Annotated in this window: 14 protein-coding genes; 4 read left to right on the forward strand and 10 right to left on the reverse strand. The window is 72.1% G+C overall.

Features of this window, described 5'->3' with window-relative positions:
* Window positions 1-6: 6 nt before the first annotated feature.
* A complete protein-coding gene (gene accC, locus ACXYMW_RS08355) occupies window positions 7-1,365 on the forward strand; it encodes an acetyl-CoA carboxylase biotin carboxylase subunit (RefSeq protein WP_459034858.1) in 1,359 nt (452 codons plus the stop codon).
* On the forward strand, window positions 1,362-1,997 hold the full coding sequence (gene aat / locus ACXYMW_RS08360) for a leucyl/phenylalanyl-tRNA--protein transferase (RefSeq protein WP_459034859.1): 636 nt from the start codon (window positions 1,362-1,364) through the stop codon (window positions 1,995-1,997). The genes accC and aat overlap by 4 nt, the downstream gene beginning before the upstream one ends.
* Here aat and ACXYMW_RS08365 read toward each other — a convergent pair.
* From ACXYMW_RS08365 to ACXYMW_RS08410, 10 genes are all read right to left on the reverse strand, one after another.
* On the reverse strand, window positions 1,961-2,350 hold the full coding sequence (locus ACXYMW_RS08365; RefSeq protein ID WP_459034860.1) for a DUF2155 domain-containing protein: 390 nt from the start codon (window positions 2,348-2,350) through the stop codon (window positions 1,961-1,963). The genes aat and ACXYMW_RS08365 overlap by 37 nt on opposite strands.
* Window positions 2,335-2,718, reverse strand: a complete 384-nt coding sequence (locus ACXYMW_RS08370) for an NADH:ubiquinone oxidoreductase subunit NDUFA12 (RefSeq protein ID WP_459034861.1) — start codon at window positions 2,716-2,718, stop codon at window positions 2,335-2,337. The genes ACXYMW_RS08365 and ACXYMW_RS08370 overlap by 16 nt, the downstream gene beginning before the upstream one ends.
* Window positions 2,719-3,318: 600 nt before the next feature.
* Window positions 3,319-4,584, reverse strand: a complete 1,266-nt coding sequence (gene clpX, locus ACXYMW_RS08375; RefSeq protein ID WP_459034862.1) for an ATP-dependent Clp protease ATP-binding subunit ClpX — start codon at window positions 4,582-4,584, stop codon at window positions 3,319-3,321.
* A gap of 164 nt (window positions 4,585-4,748) precedes the next feature.
* Entirely contained in the window at window positions 4,749-5,381 is a 633-nt protein-coding gene (locus ACXYMW_RS08380) for an ATP-dependent Clp protease proteolytic subunit (protein ID WP_459034863.1), read from the reverse strand.
* Between the two features lie 233 nt (window positions 5,382-5,614).
* Entirely contained in the window at window positions 5,615-6,775 is a 1,161-nt protein-coding gene (locus tag ACXYMW_RS08385; RefSeq protein WP_459034864.1) for a M20 aminoacylase family protein, read from the reverse strand.
* A gap of 92 nt (window positions 6,776-6,867) precedes the next feature.
* Entirely contained in the window at window positions 6,868-8,238 is a 1,371-nt protein-coding gene (locus ACXYMW_RS08390) for an NAD(P)/FAD-dependent oxidoreductase (RefSeq protein WP_459034865.1), read from the reverse strand.
* The gene (locus ACXYMW_RS08395; protein WP_459034866.1) at window positions 8,231-8,623 is read right to left on the reverse strand and encodes a response regulator; all 393 of its coding nucleotides are present in this window, start codon (window positions 8,621-8,623) and stop codon (window positions 8,231-8,233) included. The genes ACXYMW_RS08390 and ACXYMW_RS08395 overlap by 8 nt, the downstream gene beginning before the upstream one ends.
* A 359-nt stretch (window positions 8,624-8,982) precedes the next feature.
* Window positions 8,983-11,010, reverse strand: a complete 2,028-nt coding sequence (locus tag ACXYMW_RS08400) for a M3 family metallopeptidase (RefSeq protein WP_459034867.1) — start codon at window positions 11,008-11,010, stop codon at window positions 8,983-8,985.
* 97 nt (window positions 11,011-11,107) lie between these two features.
* A complete protein-coding gene (locus ACXYMW_RS08405; RefSeq protein WP_459034868.1) occupies window positions 11,108-12,490 on the reverse strand; it encodes an aspartate aminotransferase family protein in 1,383 nt (460 codons plus the stop codon).
* 4 nt (window positions 12,491-12,494) lie between these two features.
* Entirely contained in the window at window positions 12,495-13,541 is a 1,047-nt protein-coding gene (locus tag ACXYMW_RS08410; RefSeq protein ID WP_459034869.1) for a histone deacetylase family protein, read from the reverse strand.
* A 1,105-nt stretch (window positions 13,542-14,646) separates the two neighbouring features.
* Here ACXYMW_RS08410 and ACXYMW_RS08415 point away from each other — a divergent pair.
* Together ACXYMW_RS08415 and ACXYMW_RS08420 are read left to right on the forward strand one after the other, a co-directional pair.
* Window positions 14,647-16,983 carry a Tex family protein gene (locus ACXYMW_RS08415; protein WP_459034870.1) on the forward strand — a complete coding sequence of 779 codons (2,337 nt, stop codon included), beginning with the start codon at window positions 14,647-14,649 and terminating at the stop codon, window positions 16,981-16,983.
* Window positions 16,984-17,001: 18 nt separating this feature from the next.
* Window positions 17,002-17,172, forward strand: a complete 171-nt coding sequence (locus tag ACXYMW_RS08420; protein ID WP_459034871.1) for a hypothetical protein — start codon at window positions 17,002-17,004, stop codon at window positions 17,170-17,172.
* Window positions 17,173-17,188 lie beyond the last annotated feature (16 nt).

A 17,188-nucleotide genomic window follows, 5' to 3' on the forward strand; every position in this document is an offset into this window, starting at 1 on the left:
CCGGGCATGTTCGACAAGATCCTGATCGCCAATCGCGGTGAGATCGCGCTGCGCGTCATCCGCGCCTGCCGCGAGATGGGCATCGCCTCCGTCGCGGTGCATTCCACCGCCGATGCCGACGCCATGCATGTGCGCATGGCCGACGAGACGATCTGCATCGGGCCGCCCTCCTCGGCGCAATCCTACCTGTCGATCCCGGCGATCATCTCGGCCTGCGAGGTCACCGGCGCGCAGGCGATCCACCCGGGCTACGGCTTCCTGTCGGAGAATGCCCGCTTCGTGCAGATCGTCGAGGATCACGGCCTGACCTTCATCGGCCCCTCGGCCGAGCACATCCGCATCATGGGCGACAAGATCACCGCCAAGGACACCATGAAGGCGCTCGGCGTGCCCTGCGTGCCGGGATCGGAGGGTGGCGTGCCGGATCTGGAATCCGCGCAGCGCATCGGCGCCGAGATCGGCTACCCGGTGATCGTCAAGGCGACCGCCGGCGGCGGCGGCCGCGGCATGAAGGTGGCGCAGGATGCCCGCGACATGGAGCGCGCCTTCCGCACCGCCCGCTCGGAGGCCAAGGCGGCCTTCGGCAATGACGAGGTCTATATCGAGAAGTACCTCACCACGCCGCGCCACATCGAGATCCAGGTCTTCGGCGACGGCAAGGGCCACGCCGTGCATCTGGGCGAGCGCGACTGCTCGCTGCAGCGGCGCCACCAGAAGGTGCTCGAGGAGGCCCCCGGCCCCTGCATCAGCGCCGAGGAACGCGCCCGGATCGGCAAGACCTGCGCCGACGCGGTGGCCGAGATCGGCTATTCCGGCGCCGGCACCATCGAGTTCCTCTACGAAAAGGGCGAGTTCTACTTCATCGAGATGAACACCCGTCTGCAGGTCGAGCACCCGGTGACCGAGGCGATCTTCGGCGTCGACCTGGTGCGCGAGCAGATCCGCGTCGCCGCGGGCCATCCGCTGTCCTTCGGCCAGGACGACCTGAAGATCAACGGCCACGCCATCGAGGCGCGGATCAACGCCGAGAAGCTGCCGAGCTTCGCGCCCTCGCCGGGCCGCATCAGCCAGTACCACGCCCCGGGCGGGCTCGGCGTGCGGATGGATTCGGCGCTCTACGACGGCTACCGGATCCCGCCCTATTACGACAGCCTGATCGGCAAGCTGATCGTGCATGGCCGGGACCGCGACGAGGCTCTGGCGCGCATGAAGCGGGCCCTGAGCGAGCTGATCGTCGACGGCGTCGACACCACCATCCCGCTGTTCCGCCAGCTTCTGGAGGAGCCGGACGTGATCTCGGGCAGCTACAACATCCACTGGCTCGAACACTGGCTCGCCCGAGCGCTCGCGCCCGAACAGGCGTGAGCGTCTCGCCCGATCTGTTGCTGCAGGCCTACCGGGTCGGCGTCTTTCCGATGGCCGAAAGCCGGACCGACCCGGACATCTTCTGGGTCGATCCGAAACATCGCGGCGTGCTGCCGCTGGACCGGTTCCACATCTCCCGGAGCCTCGCCCGGCGGCTGCGCCGCGACGATTACCGGGTCACCCTGAACCGCGATTTCGCCGGCGTCATGGCGGCCTGCGCGGACCGCGAGGTGACCTGGATCAACGCCGAGATCTCGGAGCTTTACGGCGCGCTGCACAGCGCCGGGCACGCCCATTCGCTGGAGATCTGGCAGGACGGCCAGCTCGCCGGCGGGGTCTACGGCGTCGCTCTGGGCGGGGCGTTCTGCGGCGAGAGCATGTTCTCGCGCCGCCGCGACGCCTCCAAGGTGGCGCTGGCCTGGCTGGTCGATCTTCTGAACCGCGCCGGCTTCACCCTCTTCGACACGCAGTTCGTCACCGCGCATCTGCTGAGCCTCGGGGCCGAGGAGATCCCGCGCGCCGAATACCAGCGCCGGCTCGCCGAGGCGCTGGCCCGCAGCACCGACCTCGCGGCGATGCCGCTGGCGGCGTCAGGTCAGGAGGTGGTGCAGCGCAGCACCCAGACGTCGTAACGCGGGTGGTCCATCGGGTTGAGCGCCGGCGCCGCGGCGATCATCCATCCGCGGAAGGCCGGATCGGGCTTGCCCAGTTCGCGCACCGTCAGGAAGGCGAAGGCGTCGCCCGCCGGGTCGCCCTCGGGGTAGCGGCATTCGGCGATCTCGACCTCGATGCGGCCCACCCCCTTGCGCGACGCCGCGGCGATGGAGAGGTCGGTGACCTTGCCGGTCAGCTTGTCGAGGGCGCGGATCTCGGCCCCGGTGCCACTCTCGGTCACCTCCTGGGCCAGCCCCGGCAGCGCCGCGGCGGCGGCGAGCGCCAGACCGGCGAGAAGGCCGCGCAGGCCCCGCATCACTCCGGGCTCCATGCCTCGTAATCCTTGCGCTCGACCGGGTTGACCTGGCGGATCGAGCCCTGCGGGGCGTAGGCCAAAGCGGTGCCGGTGAGGTTCTCCAGGTGCGGCTTCTCCCACGGCTTGTGGGCCAGCGGCTTGGAGGTGGGCGGCTCCTTCCAGGTGTGGTGCAGCCAGCCATGCCAGTCCGGATCGACCCGGCTGGCCTCGGCCTCGCCGTTGAAGATCACCCAGCGCCGGGCGCCATCCTTGGACTGGTAGAAGACGTTGCCCTGGGCGTCCTCGCCGACCTTTTCGCCATGGCGGCGGGTATAGAGCAGCGTGTTGAGCGTGGCGCCGTTCCACCAGGTCACGGCACGCAGCAGGGTTTTGAGAAGGCCCATCAACGACTCCTGTTCCGGTCGCCCCGTATATGCCCGAGCCCCGGCGCAAGGTCCAGTCCGCCCGGCCGCGGCGGCGGGATCCGCGCTGCCGCCGCCCCCCCCCGGCCTGGCGTGCCGGGGCGCGCTCCGGGACCCCGGGCGGCCACCCATGGCGCCCGCCGCGCGCCGTGTCGGGTGGCCGCCCTCACCCGGTGCCCCCGCCCCGCCCTCGCGGCCACTCGAGGCCCTCACGCCCCCCGCGCCTCGCCGCCCCCGGCACAGAGGCGCACAGCCCCGCGCCCGGCGCGGAGGCTCCACGGCACTGCCGCCCGCGCCAATCCCCCGCACTGCGCCGGCGCGGAAGGCAGGCTGTCAGTCTCCCGCGCCTCGGGCCGCCCCCGGCGATCTGGTCGGGCGGGGCGCTCCGGGGTCGTCCGGACGTGGCCGGGACACGGCGCTGCCGTCCTGGCCGGTGGTCGCCGCGCCGCGGCCCGGCGTCGGGCCGCTTCGCACCCCGGCTTCCGGGACCCCGAACGCGACGCGGCCCCGCAAATGATTGCGGGGCCGCGTCGGTCCGACCATTCGGGGCGCGCCTGCGGGGCTGCGGCCCCGCATCGGCGGTCAGCCCGCGGTGGCCGGCTCCTTCTTCTGGTCGGCGTAGATCATCAGCGGCTTGGCATCCGAGGTCACCGCCTCCTCGTTGACCACCACTTCGACGACCTCGTCCATGCCCGGCAGCTCGAACATGGTGTCGAGCAGGATGTCCTCGAGGATCGAGCGCAGGCCGCGCGCCCCGGTCTTGCGGGCGATGGCCTTCTTGGAGATCGCCGACAGCGCATCCTCGGTGAAGGTCAGCTGCGTGTCCTCGAGCTCGAACAGCCGCTGGTACTGCTTGACCAACGCGTTCTTGGGCTGGGTCAGGATGGTGACCAGCGCCTCCTCGTCGAGATCCTCGAGCGTCGCCAGCACCGGCAGGCGGCCGACGAATTCCGGGATCAGGCCGAATTTCAGCAGATCCTCGGGCTCCAGCTCCTTGAACACCTCGCCGGCGTTGCGCTCCTCGACGTTGCGCACATCGGCGCCGAAGCCCATGGCCGAGCCCTTGCCGCGCTGCGCGATGATCTTGTCGAGCCCGGCGAAGGCGCCGCCGCAGATGAACAGGATGTTGGTGGTGTCGACCTGCAGGAATTCCTGCTGCGGATGCTTGCGCCCGCCCTGCGGCGGAACGGAGGCGACGGTGCCCTCCATCAGCTTCAGCAGCGCCTGCTGCACGCCCTCGCCCGAGACGTCGCGGGTGATCGACGGGTTCTCCGACTTGCGGGTGATCTTGTCGACCTCGTCGATGTAGACGATGCCGCGCTGCGCCCGCTCGACATTGTACTCGCTGGCCTGCAGCAGCTTGAGGATGATGTTCTCGACATCCTCGCCGACATAGCCGGCCTCGGTCAGCGTGGTCGCGTCGGCCATGGTGAAGGGCACGTCGAGGATCCGCGCCAGGGTCTGCGCCAGGAGCGTCTTGCCGCAGCCGGTGGGGCCGATCAGCAGGATGTTCGACTTCGACAGCTCGATGTCGGAGCTCTTCGAGGAATGGTTGAGGCGCTTGTAGTGGTTGTGCACCGCCACCGAAAGCACCCGCTTGGCCCGCATCTGCCCGATCACGTAATCGTCGAGCACGCTGCAGATCTCCAGGGGCGTCGGCACGCCGTCATGGCTCTTGAGACCCGAGCCCTTGGTCTCCTCGCGGATGATGTCCATGCACAGCTCGACGCATTCGTCGCAGATGAACACCGTGGGCCCGGCGATCAGCTTGCGCACCTCGTGCTGGCTCTTGCCGCAGAAGCTGCAATAGAGCGTGTTCTTGCTGTCGCCGCTTGAGTTCGTCGCCATATCAAACCTTTCCCGGCCGTCATTCGTCGCGGGGCCCGTCTTGCCGTCGCTGCCCCCGCGGGCCGACCTGTCCGAAGCTTAGGACAGCCGCCACCGCGCCTCAATCGCAAATTCCGCCCCGCCGCCGCGGCGCCGCATCGGCGCCGCGTCCGGACGGAAGCGGATCAGGACGTGGCCTCTTCGGCCTTGCCCCGGCTCTCCACGATCTCGTCGATGAGGCCCCATTCCTTCGCATCCTCGGGGGACATGAAATGGTCGCGCTCGAGCGCCTGTTCAACCTTCTTGAGGCTCTGGCCGGTATGCTTCACGTAGATTTCGTTGAGCCGCCGCTTGAGCTTCAGCGTCTCCTCGGCGTGGATCATGATGTCGGTGGCCTGGCCCTGATAGCCGCCCGAGGGCTGGTGCACCATGATCCGGCTGTTGGGCAGCGAGAAGCGCATGCCCGGCGCGCCGGCGGTCAAGAGCAGCGAGCCCATCGAGGCGGCCTGCCCGATCACCAGGGTCGAGACCTTGGGCTTGATGTACTGCATGGTGTCGTAGATCGACAGGCCGGAGGTCACGACACCTCCCGGCGAGTTGATGTACATGGAGATGTCCTTGGCCGGATTCTCCGCCTCGAGGTGCAGCAGCTGCGCCACGATCAGGCTCGACATGCCGTCATGCACCGGGCCGTTGACGAAGATGATCCGCTCCTTCAGCAGCCGCGAGAAGATGTCGTAGGCGCGTTCGCCGCGGCTCGTCTGCTCCACCACCATGGGGACCAGGGTATTCATGTAGGTCTCGAAGGGATCGGTCATGCGCCTGCCTGTCTGTGTCTCGGAAATGTCGGTCCGCACCGTGTCGCACGAGTCTTAGTGACCGCCTCGGGGGGCTGCAAGACCGCCCCGCCGGATTTGCCGGGCCGCCCTGCCCTTCCACCCCCGCCTGCCGCGCGGAATGGCGGCCGACCCGCGCTCCGCCTTCCGGCGCGGCGGCAATTGCGCCGCGCCTCCGAGCCGCGGAGGGCCGCGGCGGGCGGCGGCGGGCCGGGTCAGGCCGGCAGCCGGCGCTCGACGATCTCGGCCCACCAGGAGCAGCCGGCGGGAATGGCGGCGTCGTTGAAATCGTATTCCGGGTGATGCACCGAGGCGGTGTCGCCGTTGCCCACCAGGATGTAGGCGCCGGGCCGCTCCTCGAGCATGTAGGCGAAATCCTCGCCGCCCATGACCAGCGGCGCCTCGGCGCAATCGCCGGCCACGGCGCGCGCCACCTCGGCGGCGAACTCGGTCTGCGCCTCGGCATTGACCATGACCGGGTAGTTGCGCTGGTACTCGATCCGCGCGGTGCCGCCGAAGGCCGCCGCCACGCCCTCGGCGACGCCGCGGATCCGGGTTTCGGCCAGATCGCGCAGCTCGGGCGCCAGCGTGCGCACGGTGCCCTTGAGGTGCACGCTCTGCGGGATCACGTTGAAGGCCTTCGACGAGCTCTCGATCGAGGTCACCGAGATCACCAGCTGCGCCACCGGGTCGGCGTTGCGGCTGGCGATGCTCTGCAGCGCGCTGACCAGCTGGGCGCTCGCCACCACCGGGTCGACGGTCTCCTGCGGCTTGGCGGCATGGCCGCCGCGGCCCTCGACAACGATCTCGAAGAGGTCGGTGGCGGCGAAGAACGGCCCCGGCCGGATGGCGAAGCGGCCGACCGGCACGCCGGGCCAGTTGTGCATGCCGTAGACCTCCTCGATGCCGAAGCGCGCCATCAGGCCCTCGCGGCACATCTCGCGACCGCCGCCGCCGCCCTCTTCGGCGGGCTGGAAGATGACCACCGCGGTGCCGTCGAAATTGCGCGTCTCGGCGAGGTACTTGGCGGCGCCCAGCAGCATCGCGGTGTGGCCGTCATGGCCGCAGGCATGCATCGCCCCGGGGGTGGCGGAGGCGTAGTCGAGCCCGGTCGCCTCGCGGATCGGCAGCGCGTCCATGTCGGCGCGCAGCCCGATGGTGCGCCCCGAGTCGGTGGAGCGGCCGCGGATCACCCCCACCACGCCGGTGCGCCCGATGCCCTCGACCACCTCGTCGCAGCCGAAGGCGCGCAGGCGTTCGGCGACCAGCCCGGCGGTGCGGTGGGTCTCGAACAGGATCTCGGGATGCCGGTGCAGGTCGCGCCGCCAGGCGGTGATCTCGTCCTGCATCTCGGCAAAGCGGTTCTTGACCGGCATTCGGGGGACTCCTTGAAATTCGGAACGGCGCCACCCTGCCCGAGCCCCCGGGCGCCCGCAAGCCGGGCCAGCCGCGGCACGCGGCGGCAGGGTCAGAAGCCGGGCCCGGGCCGCATTATACTGCCATCGGAGAAGCGCGCGAAGCGGAACCGCGCCAGGTCATGACCCGGCGCCCGGCCCTCGACCAGCGCCGCCGCGGCGCGCCCCGCCGCCGGGCCGATGCCGAAACCGTGGCCGCTGAATCCGGTCAGGAGCGTCAGACCGGGCAGCGCCGCGACCCGGTCGATCACCGGCACCACATCCGGCAGCACGTCGATCATCCCGGCCCAGACCCGCCGGGGCCGCACCGGGCCGAGCCCGGGAAAGGCCGCGGCAAAGGCCGCGCAGGCCGCCGCGGCGCCGCGCCGGTCGGGCTCGGGATCGAGGATGCGCATGCGCTCGAACGGGGTCTCGCGATCGTCGTCCCAGCGCCGCGGCGTGCCCCAGGCATCGGGAAACCCGGCCGGGGCGCGCAGGCCCAGCCGCACCCGGTAGCCCACCGAGGCCAGGGCCCGGCGGTAGCGCGGCGCCCAGCGCAGGGCGGCGGGGCCGAGGCGGAATTCCGACGCCGTGGACGGCGCCAGCGTGTAGCCGCCATCGGCGCGGCGGCGGAACGCCACGCGGCCGTCGAGCCCGCCGGTCCGGGCGGTCTCGGGCAAGGGCTGCGTGGCGAGTGCGGTGGCGCGCACCGAGAGCTGGGGCAGCGCCACGCCGTGGCGCCCGAGAAACAGCCCCGACCAGGCGCCGCCGGCCAGCACCACCGCATCGGCGGCCACCCGTCCCGCCTCGGTCACCACCCCGGCGACGCGGCCCGCCGCGATGTCGAGCCCGCGCACCGCGCACCCCTCGCGCAGCGTCACGCCCTCGGACCGCGCCAGGCGCGCCAGTTCCGGCACCGCCTGCCAAGGTTCGCCGCAGAGATCCGAGGGCGTGTGCAGCGCACCGATCCAGTCCGCCGCATGCCCGGGCGCGAGGTCGGCCAGGCCGCGCCGGCCCAGAAGCCGGCTGTCGAGCCCGTGATCCGCCACGGCGGCGAGCCAGGCCTCGTGCCGCGCCATGTCGGCCGGCCGGCGCGCCAGATAGCTGACGCCCATGCGGCGCACCCCGAGCCGGCCCCGGCACTGGCGGTCGAGCGCCTGCCAGAGCGCGCGCGCCTCCAGCGCCAGCGGCACCTCGCCGGGGTCGCGGCCCTGCACCCGGATCCAGCCCCAGTTGCGCGAACTCTGCTCGGCCGCGATCCGGCCCTTTTCCAGCACCAGAACCGACAGCCCCGCGCGCCCCAGTTCGAGCGCCGCGCTGACCCCGGCGACGCCGCCGCCGATCACCGCGACATCGACGCGGGCCGGCAGCGCGCCGGCATGTTCGGCCGGGGCGGTCAGGCGGAAGGGAAAGTCGGGTCCGGAGGGGACCGCCGCGTCAGGCAAGCTTGCCCTTCGGCGCGCCATCCCCGAGCGCCGCCCGGACGCGCTTGACGAGGTCGGACATCCGCACCGGCTTGCCCAGCGCCTCGGCCGGCGGCAGCTGGCCGCGGGCGAAATCCTCGCCGTAGCCGGTGACGTAGATGAACGGCACCGCGAGCTCAAGCAGCCGCTCGGCCACCGGGCCGCTCGACCGGCCGTCGAGATTGGCGTCGAGAATGGCGAAATCCGGACTGCTCTCGTCGAGCGCCGCGACGGCGCTGACCGGGTCGGTGAACGGACCCATCACCGTGTAGCCCGATTCCTCCAAGGACATCTTCATGTCGAGGCCCACGAGGACCTCGTCATCCACCACCATCACCGTCGTCCCGGCGGCCCCTGCTTCCTTCATGGTGTCGAACCTGTGTCTCCTCTGAGAGCGACCGGCGCTCGCGTTCCCAATCCATCAGTAGAGATGGCCGCCGGCCGGGCTTTGCCGGGGCCGAAGTCGTTCAATTTGAGCAGCGATCCCCGGATCAGGCAAGCGCCCGGAGATCGCGGCCCGGCCGCGCGGAGGGTTCCCCGCGCCGATGCGCAAGAAAGCTCGAATTTCCGTTTCGGCAAGGTTTGCGCGCGGCTTTGATACAAAACTTTTCCGCGCCGGGGCGGCATTCCGTTGCGTCACGCGGCGCCGGTGGCAGGGAACGGCGCGCCCATGGCCGGTTCGGGCGGGTCCCGCGACCCCGCCCCGGCCGGGCGCCGCGGCGCCCCTCACTCCGCCGCGATCAGCCCGCGGCCCTCGAGCAGCGCCGCCACCCCGGGCATGCGGCCGCGGAAGCCGACATAGAGATCCTCGGCCTCGGCGCTGCCGCCGCGGGACAGGATGCAGGCCTCGAGCCGCCGCGCCATGTCCGGGTCGAAGGCGCCGCCGGCCTCGCGGAAGGCGGCGAAGGCGTCGGCATCCATGACCTCGGACCACATGTAGCTGTAATAGCCGGAGGAATAGCCGTCGCCCGCGAAGACATGGGCGAAATGCGGCGTCGCATGGCGCATGGCGATGGCCTCCGGCATGCCCATCCCGGCGAGGATCTCGGCCTGCCGCGCCATCGGATCGGCCGGCGGCGTGCCGTCGTGAAAGGCCAGATCGACCATCGCCGAGGCCACGTATTCGACCGTCTGGAAGCCCTGGTCGGCATTGGCCGCCGCCAGCAGGCGCTCCAGCATCTCCTCGGGCATCGGCGCGCCGGTCTCGGCATGGGTGGCGAACTCGGCCAGCACCTCGGGCACTTCCAGCCAATGCTCGTAGAGCTGGCTCGGCAGTTCGACGAAATCGCGCGCCACCGAGGTGCCGGCCATCGAGCCGAACTCCACGTCCGACAGGATCTGGTGCAGGGCGTGGCCGAATTCGTGGAACAGCGTGCGCGCGTCGTCGTAGGACAAGAGCGCGGGATGCCCCGGCTCCGGCTTGGCGAAGTTGCACACATTCACCACGATCGGCGTCTCCGCCTCGGGCCGGCGCGCCTGCATCCGCATGGCCGAGCACCAGGCCCCCGAGCGCTTGGAGGCGCGGGCGAAATAATCGGCGATGAAGACGGCGCGATGGGTGCCGCCGCGCGCGACCTCCCAGGCCCGGCAATCGGGGTGGTAGAGCGGCGCCTCGATCTCGCGGAATTCCAGCCCGAAGAGCCGCCCGGCCACCGCCATCGCGGCGGCGATCATCCGGTCGAGCTGCAGATACGGCTTCAGCGCCGCCTCGTCGAGCGCGTGCTCCTCGCGGCGCCGCGCCTCGGCGTAGTAGCGCCAGTCCCAGGGCTGCAGCGGGCCGTTCACGCCGTCGGCCTGCATCCGCGCCTCGAGCGCGGCCTGATCCTCGAGCGCCTTGGCGCGCGCCGCGTCCCAGACCTCGGAGAGCAGGTCGCGCACCCGGTCGGGGCTCTTGGCCATCTCGGTCTCGAGCTTGTAGGCGGCGAAGCTCGGGTAGCCCAGCAGCTCGGCGCGCTCCTGGCGCAGGGCCAGGATCTCGGCGGCGATGGCGCGGTTGTCGGTCTCGCCGCCACCGGCGCCGCGCGCCGTCCAGGCGCGCCAGGCGCGTTCGCGCAGGTCGCGGCGCGGCGAGAATTGCAGGAACGGCACGATCACCGAGCGCGACAGCGTCACCACCGGCCCGCCGGCCCCGCGCTCGGCGCCGGCGGCGCGGGCGGCGGCCCGGACGAAGTCCGGCAGGCCCTCGAGATCGGCCTCCTCCAGCGCCATCTGCCAGCCGGCCTCGTCGGCCAGGAGGTTCTGGGTGAAGGCGGTGCCCAGCGTCGAGAGCCGCGCCTTGATCGCGCGCATCCGCGCCGCCGCGGCGCCGTCGAGCGCGGCGCCGGCGCGCACGAAGCCGCGATGGGTCAGCATCAGGAGCTGCGCCTCCTGCGCCCCGAGATCGAGCGCCGCGCGCCCCTCCCACAGCGTCCGGATGCGGTCGAAGAGCGCCCGGTTGCCGTAGATCTCCGAGGCATGGTCGGCCAGCTTGGGCGCGAAGTCGCGCTGCAATTCCTGCCGCCGCGGCGTGCTGTCGGCGCCGGCCAGCCCGTAGAACACCGCCAGCACCCGGTCGAGCGCGGTCCCCGCGCCCTCGAGCGCCAGGATAGTGTTGTCGAAGCTCGGCGGGGCGGGATCGTTGGCGATGGCGGCGATCTCGGCCAGGTGCTCCACCCGCGCGGTCTCGAAGGCGGCGGGGAAGTCCTCGTCGTCGATGCGGTCGAAGGGCGGCAGGCCGAAGGGCCCGTCCCAGGGCGCCAGCAGCGGATTGGTCATGTCGAACTCCTCTTTGCCCCAGAGCTATGCCCGGACCGGCCGCGGTGCAATCGCCGGCCGGGAAGCGATCCGGCCCGGCGCACCCTTCCCCCCGCCGTCAGGCCAGGCCGTGGCTCTGGACGTGCTCCCAGGCCCGGTCGAGCGCCCGGCCGAGCCGTGCCACGATCTCGTCGATCTGCGCTTCGGTGACGATCAGCGGCGGGCAGAGCGCCACGGTCTCGTAGACGTTGCGGCAGATCAGCCCCTCCTCCGCGGCGAGCCGCGCCACCAAGGCCGCGGCCTTGCCGGCGGGCTGGAAGCTCTGCCGGGCGTCACGGTCGGCGGCCAGTTCGAGCCCCGCGATCAGCCCCATGCCGCGCACCTCGCCCACCATAGGGTGATCGGCAAAGCCGCGCAGCTTCTCCTGCAGGCGCGGCCCGAGCCGGGCGGCGTTGCCCATCAGGTCGCCCTCCTCGATCACCGCGATGTTTTCGAGCCCGACGGCGCAGGCCACCGGGTGACCCGAGGCGGTGTAGCCGTGCCCGAAGGTGCCGAGCCTGGCGGAATTGTCGGCGATGGCATCATAGACCCGGTCGTTCACCACCACCGCCGCCAGCGGCATGTAGGACGAGGTCAACTGCTTCGAGGTCACGAGGATGTCGGGCACCACGCCGAAGGCCTCGCAGCCCCAGCGCGTGCCAAGCCGGCCGAAGCCGCAGATCACCTCGTCCGAGACCAGCAGGATGTCGTATTTCCGGCAGAGCGCGGCGATCCCCGGCCAGTAGCCCTCGGGCGGCACCATGACGCCGCCCGCCCCCATCACCGGCTCGCCGATGAAGGCGGCGATGGTCTCGGGCCCTTCCTCGAGGATGACGTCCTCGGCCTCCGTGAGGAGCCGCTTGGTGAAGTCGGCCTCGCTCTCGCCCGGCTCGGCCCAGCGCCAGTGATGCGGGCAGGTCAGGTGCCGCACCGGGATCGCCGGCAGGTCGAAATCGCCGTGATTGGCGGGCAGCCCGGTCAGCGAGCCCGAGGCCACGGTGATGCCGTGATAGGCCTTGTTGCGCGACAGGAACGTCTTCTTCTCGGGCCGGCCCAGCGCGTTGTTCATGAACCAGACCATCTTGACCACGGTGTCGTTGGCCTCGGACCCGGAGCTGGTGAAGAACACCCGGTTGAGCCCCTCGGGCGTGATCTCGGCCAGTTTCTCGGCCAGCCGCACCGCCGGTTCGTGCGCCTTGTGGGCGAAGGAATGGTAATAGGGCAGCGCCTCCATCTGGCGCATCGCGGCGTCCTTCAGCCGCGGCTCGGAAAAGCCCACCGCCACCGACCAGAGGCCCGACAGCCCCTCGATGTATTCGCGGCCCTGGTCGTCGTAGACATGCACGCCGTCGCCGCGGGTGATCACCATCGGGCCCTGCTGCTCGTGCAGGCGCAGGTTGGTGTAGGGGTGCAGGCTGTGCGCCATGTCGGCGGCGGCCAGCGAATTCGATCCTTCAGCCATCGGGTCACTCCGTCGGGGTTGCGGCCGGCGCGCGTCCGAGGACGCCGCCGAGAAAGGCGGTGAGCGAGGTCGTGAGGTCGGGCGAGAGATAGCCGCCCTCCTGCACGTAGACACTGGGCAGGCCGAGCGCGGCGATCCGCCCGCCCGCCTGGGCGAAGCCGTCGAAGGTGACCTTCATGCCCTTGAGCGGGTCGGCTTCGTGCGCGTCGAGCCCGAGCGCCACCACCAGCGCGCCGGGCGCGAAGTCCTGCACCCGGGCCAGCGCGGTGTCGAGCGCGGCCAGCCAGCCCGCATCCGAGGTGGTGGCGGGCAGCGGCAGGTTGAGATTGGCGCCCGCGCCCGCCCCCGCGCCGGTCTCCTCGGCATAGCCGGTGAAGAAAGGGTAGTAATTGGCCGGGTCGGTATGGACCGAGACGGTGAGCACGTCGCCGCGCGCGTAGAAGATCGCCTGCGTGCCGTTGCCGTGATGGGTGTCGATGTCGAGCACCGCGACCCGGTCATGGCCCTCGCGGAGCCGCGCCGCGGCCAGCGCGGTGACGTTCAGCAGGCAATGCCCGGCGGCGCTGTCGGCGTCGGAATGGTGCCCCGGCGGGCGGGTCAGCGCATAGCAGGCGGGCGCGCCGGCCAGCACCGCCTCGGCGGCCGAGAGCGCGCAATCGGCGGCGCGCTTCGTCGCCGCCCAGCTGTGCGGCCCGAGCGGCGCGGCGCAATCGCCCATGTGCCAGCCGGCGCGGCCGACGATGCTCTGCGGATAGCGCGCCCGGTCCTTCTGGGGAAAGGCGTTGGCCACCACCTCCGGCCCGGCCCCGGGCAGCGCCTGCCAGGCCTGCCAGCCGGTCTCGAGGAAAGTGAGGAAGTCGCTGGTATGCACCGCCTCGAGCCGTGCCCGTGGATGCTCGGGCGGACTCTCGGCGGCAAGCCCCAGCCGGTCGAGCGCTTCGAGCAGCCGCTGCGCGCGCTCCGGGCGCTCGGCATTCTCGGCCGGGCGGCCGAGGGTCAGGCGGAAGCGCGGATCGTGCGCCGCGGTCTCGGGCGCGTAGAAGCATCGCATGCGCGGGGTCCCTCCGGCGGTTCGCGGGCGACGGTCGGCGGGAACGCCGCCGGGGTCAACCCCGCCGCGACCGCCGCTGCGCGGCGCCGGTGGGAGACGAGCCCCCGGTCCGGCGCTGGCGCCCGGCGCGGACTGACGGCTGCAGGCCGCGCCTCCTCGGGCCGCCACAGGGCACGGACTCCCCTCTCCCGGCGCGGAATCAAGGCCGTAAGGCCGCCGCGCATCGCCGGGCCGCCCCCCGGCCCGGAGATCCGGTGGGGCTGGACGCGCAGCATAGAACTTCTTCGGACGCGGCCGGGATAAAGCAAGGGATTCCACTGCCGGGATCGCCGCGCCGCGGCCCGCCGCTGCACGGCTTCGCGCTGACGGTCGAAGGCCAGGACAGGGCTGCGGGCGGCCAAGGATGGCGCGAGAGACCGCAGGCATCCTCGCAAAATCGGCGGTCTGACGTGGACGTTCGGTCCAGCTCCCGGCGCGAAACAGCGGCCGTAAGGCCGCCGCGCATCGCCGGACCTCCTCCCGGCCCGGCGATCTGGTGGGGCTGGGCGCGCAGCTTTGAACTTTTTCGGGTGTGGCGGGGATAAACCAAGGGATTCCACGGCCGGGATCGCCGCACCGCGGCCCGTCGCTGCGCGGCTTTGCGCTGAAGGCCGTAGGGCAGAACAGGGCTGCGGGCGGCCAAGGATGGCGCGAGAGACCGCGGGCATCCTCGCAAAAACGGCGATCTGACGTGGACCTTCGGTCTGGGTCCCGGCGCGAAACAGCGGCCGTCAGGCTGCCGCGCATCGTCGGGCCGCCCCCCGGCCCGGCGATACGGTGGGGCTGGGCGCTTAACTTCGACCGTCTTCGGACTTGGTAGGATAAACCAAGGGATTCCGCGGGCAGGATCGCCGCGCCGCGGCCCGCCGCTGCGCGGCTCGGCTCTGCAACCCGGAGCGCTGGACGGGGCTGCGGGCGAGCGGCGGTGCGTGCCGCAGCGTTCCGCCGCCCCGCCGGGCCCAGCCACAGGCCTCGGCAACCCACCGCCCCGGCCGGCACCGCCCCCTTGGCGGCGGGGCGCGGCGGCGCTATCCCGGAGGCTTCCACGAGACCCCGGAGGCCCGCCTTGGACACCCAGACCCGCATCGCCCGCACCATCGCCTCCGAGATCGGCGCCGCCGAGCGGCAGGTCGCCGCCGCGGTCGCGCTGTTCGACGGCGGCGCCACCGTGCCCTTCGTCGCGCGCTACCGCAAGGAGGCCACCGGCGGGCTCGACGACAGCCAGCTGCGCACCCTGTCGGACCGGCTCGGCTACCTGCGCGAGCTGGAGGACCGCCGGGCCGCGATCCGCGCCTCGATCGACGGTCAGGGTAAGCTCGACGCCGCGCTCGACCGCGCCATCGCCGGGGCCGAGACCAAGGCCGCGCTCGAGGACATCTACCTGCCCTACAAGCCGAAGCGCCGCACCAAGGCCGCGATCGCCCGCGAGAACGGGCTCGAGCCGCTGGCCGAGGCGATCCTCGCCGACCGCGCCGCCGACCCCGAGGCGCTGGCCCGGGGCTACCTGTCGGAGGCCGTGGCGGATGCCAAGGCGGCGCTCGCCGGCGCTCGCGACATCCTCGCCGAGCGGCTGACCGAGGATGCCGCCCTGCTGGGCGATCTGCGCGACTTCATGCGCCGGGAGGCCCGAATGACCGCCCGGGTGGTCGCCGGGAAGGAGCAGGAGGGCGCCAAGTTCTCGGACTATTTCGACCATGCCGAGCCGTGGTCCAAGGTGCCCTCGCACCGTGCCCTGGCGATGCTGCGCGCCTCCAAGGAGGGCGTCGTCACGCTCGACATCGCGCCCGACCCCGAGGACGGCGCGGCGCGCGCGCAGGCCAAGGTGCGGCGCGCCCTCGGGGTGGGCCGCGGCGGGCCGGGCGACGACTGGCTCGGCGCCACCGCCGACTGGGTTTGGCGGGTCAAGCTGTCGCTGTCGATGATGGTCGACCTGATGGGTGAGTTGCGCGCGCGGGCCCAGGAGGAGGCGATCGCCGTCTTCGCCCGCAACCTGCACGACCTGTTGCTCGCCGCCCCGGCCGGGGCGCGGCCGACCCTGGGCCTCGATCCGGGCATCCGCACCGGGGTCAAGGCGGCGGTGATCGACGCCACCGGCAAGCTGGTGGCGACCGAGACGCTCTACCCGTTCCAGCCGCGCCGCGACGTGGCGGGCGCCGAGGCGGCGATCCTGCGGCTGATCCGCGCCCACGGCGTGGAGCTGATCGCCATCGGCAACGGCACCGCCAGCCGCGAGACCGAGAAGCTGGTGGGCGACGTGTTGAAACGCCTGCCGGCCGGCACCAAGGCGCCGACCCGGGTGGTGGTCTCGGAGGCCGGCGCCTCGGTCTATTCGGCCTCGGAACTGGCGGCGAAGGAATTTCCCGGTCTCGATGTCAGCCTGCGCGGCGCGGTCTCGATCGCGCGGCGCCTGCAGGACCCGCTGGCCGAGCTGGTGAAGATCGAGCCCAAGAGCATCGGCGTCGGCCAGTACCAGCACGATGTCGACCAGGCGCAGCTGGCGCGCGCCCTCGACGGCGTGGTCGAGGACGCGGTGAACGCGGTGGGCGTCGATCTCAACACCGCCTCGGCGCCGCTTCTGGCGCATGTCTCGGGGCTCGGGCCCGGCCTCGCCGAGGCCATCGTCGCGCATCGCGATGCCGCCGGCGCCTTTGCCCGCCGCCGCGACCTGCTAAAGGTGGCGCGGCTCGGCCCCAAGGCCTTCGAGCAATGCGCGGGCTTTTTGCGCATCGCCGATGGCAGCGAGCCGCTCGACGCCTCGGCGGTGCATCCCGAGGCCTACGACCTGGCGCGGCGCATCGTGACGGATTGCGGCCGCGACCTGCGCGCGCTGATGGCCGACCCGGCGCCGCTGCGCCGGCTCGCGCCCGAGCGCTACGCCGACGACCGCTTCGGCCTGCCCACGGTGCGCGACATCCTGGCGGAGCTGGAAAAGCCCGGCCGGGACCCGCGCCCGAGCTTCAAGACGGCGCAGTTCGCCGAGGGCGTGGAGACGCTCGACGACCTGAAGCCCGGCATGGCGCTTGAGGGCACGGTGACCAATGTCGCGGCCTTCGGCGCCTTCGTCGATATCGGCGTGCACCAGGACGGGCTGGTGCATGTTAGCCAGCTCGCCGACCGCTTCGTGAAGGACCCGCACGAGGTGGTGAAGGCCGGCGACGTGGTGCGGGTGCGGGTCACCGAGGTCGACGCGGCGCGCAAGCGCATCGGCCTGACCATGCGCAAATCCGCCCCCGAGCCCGGCGCCGCTTCCGGCCCGCGCGCCCGCGGCAAGGACGGCCCGGGTGGCCCGGCCGGCCCGGGCGGCAGGCCGCCGCGCGGCGACAAGGCCGCCCCGCCGCCGCGCCGCGAGGATGCGCCGGGCGCGCTCGGCAGCGCGCTGCTCGACGCGCTGAAGAAACGCTGATCCCCCAAGGAGGCCGCCATGCGCCCCGTTCTCTGCCTGCTTCTCGGCTTCGCCCTGCCCGGCTGCGCCGCGCTGACCCTCGCCGATGCTGCCGCGGATGCGACAGTGTTCACCGCCAGAACCGCGGCGCAGGCCACGATCGGCACCGGCCGCCTGGCGGCCCGCGGCGTCGGGGCGGCTTTCGACTGAACGGAGCGCCGGGGCC

It is taken from the genome of Roseivivax sp. CAU 1761 (genome assembly GCF_054482755.1).

Bases quoted from the DNA above. Each gene is read 5' to 3' on its own strand.
- accC (WP_459034858.1), top strand. From the start codon at position 7: ATGTTCGACAAGATCCTGATCGCCAATCGCGGTGAGATCGCGCTGCGC.
- ACXYMW_RS08365 (WP_459034860.1), bottom strand. From the start codon at position 2,350: ATGGAGCCCGGAGTGATGCGGGGCCTGCGCGGCCTTCTCGCCGGTCTG.
- ACXYMW_RS08370 (WP_459034861.1), bottom strand. From the start codon at position 2,718: ATGGGCCTTCTCAAAACCCTGCTGCGTGCCGTGACCTGGTGGAACGGC.
- clpX (WP_459034862.1), bottom strand. From the start codon at position 4,584: ATGGCGACGAACTCAAGCGGCGACAGCAAGAACACGCTCTATTGCAGC.
- ACXYMW_RS08380 (WP_459034863.1), bottom strand. From the start codon at position 5,381: ATGACCGATCCCTTCGAGACCTACATGAATACCCTGGTCCCCATGGTG.
- ACXYMW_RS08385 (WP_459034864.1), bottom strand. From the start codon at position 6,775: ATGCCGGTCAAGAACCGCTTTGCCGAGATGCAGGACGAGATCACCGCC.
- ACXYMW_RS08395 (WP_459034866.1), bottom strand. From the start codon at position 8,623: ATGAAGGAAGCAGGGGCCGCCGGGACGACGGTGATGGTGGTGGATGAC.
- ACXYMW_RS08400 (WP_459034867.1), bottom strand. From the start codon at position 11,010: ATGACCAATCCGCTGCTGGCGCCCTGGGACGGGCCCTTCGGCCTGCCG.
- ACXYMW_RS08405 (WP_459034868.1), bottom strand. From the start codon at position 12,490: ATGGCTGAAGGATCGAATTCGCTGGCCGCCGCCGACATGGCGCACAGC.
- ACXYMW_RS08410 (WP_459034869.1), bottom strand. From the start codon at position 13,541: ATGCGATGCTTCTACGCGCCCGAGACCGCGGCGCACGATCCGCGCTTC.
- ACXYMW_RS08420 (WP_459034871.1), top strand. From the start codon at position 17,002: ATGCGCCCCGTTCTCTGCCTGCTTCTCGGCTTCGCCCTGCCCGGCTGC.